The organism is Campylobacter sp. LR264d, from assembly GCF_008633895.1.
Taxonomy (GTDB): Bacteria; Campylobacterota; Campylobacteria; order Campylobacterales; family Campylobacteraceae; genus Campylobacter_D.
The window spans coordinates 1-1,966 of the sequence record NZ_VJNT01000011.1 but is presented as its reverse complement, the minus strand read 5'-3'; the positions used below and the strand labels follow the sequence as shown (position 1 = coordinate 1,966).

Below are 1,966 nucleotides of genomic sequence, written 5' to 3'. Positions count from 1 at the left end.
ATTAAATTAGCAATAATAATTCTTTAAAATTTTTTATTTTATTAACATTAAAAATTTATATCACCATAACCATAACTTGCAAAAATAAAATCTATATTTGCATTTTTTGTTGCTTGATAATCTCTTAAATATCACCCACAAAGATACTTTCATCGATTGTTATATGAGTTTGTACACAAGCAAACAATAAAGGGTCATCAAAGGATTTATTTTTGCCCTTATATAATGGTGAATTTGAAACAATCAAGCAATCAACTTCAAGTTTAAAATATTTAAGCATACTTAAAGCATTTTGGTAATCTTTGCTGGTTACAACGCTTATTTTTATACCTTCATTTCTAAGTTTTGAAAACGTGCTTTTTACATTGTTAAAAAGTCTTATTTCTTGTATGTTTTTTTGACTAAAAGAAAAATATTTATTTTTATGTTTTTAATTTTGTTTTAAATAACACCTATCTTAGAACAAATTTGATTAAAAGAAATTCCTATATATTTTTTATATTCATCAAAACTTGCATATTTTTCGCCACTACTTTCACTCCAAGCCCTAGCCATTAAAGTTATAGAATTTATAATCACTTTATCCATGTCCAAAATAATATGAGTACAAATTTTAGAAATAAAAAAATACTTATTTTGCGTTTTTTGGTATTTAAAACTTATAAGCTTTGCAAATTCTAAATCTTCTTTTGTTTTTTTTAATGCCTCATCTGTGCTAACTTCTATTTGTTTTGGTTTATCTTCAAAATATTTTTGTTTCAATAAATCTTTTTTAGAAAAAATATAAAAACCCTTAGTTTCTACAAAAATAAGCTTAATCTAACTGGTTCTTAACACATCGTTTGGATTAAAATTTAAAGCTTGTTGATTAAACCATACAAAGGAAGTTATCTTTTTTACAGAAAAGGCACTATCATATTCTCCGCTTAACACACTTTCAATTCCTTTTAAAGAAATATTGCTAATAAAAGGACTAGAAATAGCACAAAGTATATAATAATCGCTATATATTTTTAGCTATAGAATTAAGAATATCTTTAAGCCTTGTATTTTTATTGTCTACGTTTTTTTCTATTTTAATAAATCAAACTCCCTTTGGCAAAAATTTTCATTTGAAAAATAGCAAATAACCTTATCTATAAAAGCATTTTCAATTAAGATTTCAAACAAATAAAAAAATACAGGCTTATTGTTAATCAAGGCAAAATAATGCTTTTCCTTATTTTTCAAATCTGTATATATAGGCACAATAGCACTAAATTTCATACTTATCCTTATTCATATAAATTTGCAATCTCAAAATCTTATTCATAATCTATATCTATGCTTTCTATCGCACCAACTTTAACTATACAAGGATTTAACCCAATTCGTCTTTTATATTTTAAAAACACAAATTGCTGGAATTTCATCATAAAGGCTCTAAATCTTGCGTTCTAAGTATATTACTATCATCAAAATTTAAAGGCATTTTATCACTTTTCCATAATAATCTTTGTAGTTTATAGGCACTGAAAGCAGAATCAAATTTACCACTTAACATACTTTTTAACGCCCTTTTAATCGTATTTTTTATGATAAATAGTGCACTAATACGAGAAAAAACATAAGTATCAGCATCAACTTTTTTGCTAAAACATTCAAAAATTTGCATAAAATTAGTATCATCACTATCTAAAAATTTAGAACGTTTAAAAAAATAACTTCTTTTGATAAAAACGAACAAATACTTTCATCACTACAATAAACATAAATTTTATCAATCTCTTCAACACTTAAAAGCGTTTCTAAATTATAATTTAATAATCCATTGAATAATTTTATATTTTTACCAGTCAATTTTTTATTATTTAGTTTAATAAACTACATTGTCACAATTTTTTTATTTATTTTTTATCTTTTAACAGACTTTAAAACTTTTTTTCATATGAAAAATTACTTTTTTTAAATTTTTTTTGAAGGCTAT

Annotated in this window: 4 protein-coding genes; all 4 read right to left on the bottom strand. The window is 23.4% G+C overall.

Annotated elements, in window-relative coordinates; genetic code table 11:
• Positions 1-124: 124 nt before the first annotated feature.
• The 4 genes from FMM56_RS03015 to FMM56_RS08900 all read right to left on the bottom strand — a co-directional run bounded on the left by FMM56_RS03015 (position 125) and on the right by FMM56_RS08900 (position 1,726).
• On the bottom strand, positions 125-391 hold the full coding sequence (locus FMM56_RS03015) for an HAD hydrolase-like protein (RefSeq protein ID WP_150141840.1): 267 nt from the start codon (positions 389-391) through the stop codon (positions 125-127).
• Positions 392-441: 50 nt separating this feature from the next.
• Positions 442-762: a hypothetical protein gene (locus FMM56_RS03010; protein ID WP_150207758.1), complete on the bottom strand. Its 321-nt coding sequence runs from the start codon at positions 760-762 to the stop codon at positions 442-444.
• A 309-nt stretch (positions 763-1,071) separates the two neighbouring features.
• On the bottom strand, positions 1,072-1,266 hold the full coding sequence (locus tag FMM56_RS03005; protein ID WP_150141838.1) for a hypothetical protein: 195 nt from the start codon (positions 1,264-1,266) through the stop codon (positions 1,072-1,074).
• 145 nt (positions 1,267-1,411) lie between these two features.
• Complete coding sequence (locus FMM56_RS08900) at positions 1,412-1,726, bottom strand: hypothetical protein (protein ID WP_223810300.1); 315 nt, start codon at positions 1,724-1,726, stop codon at positions 1,412-1,414.
• Between the last annotated feature and the right edge of the window lie 240 nt (positions 1,727-1,966).

Excerpts from the sequence above, each read along its gene's own strand:
- FMM56_RS03005 (WP_150141838.1), bottom strand. The coding sequence starts at position 1,266 with ATGAAATTTAGTGCTATTGTGCCTATATATACAGATTTGAAAAATAAG.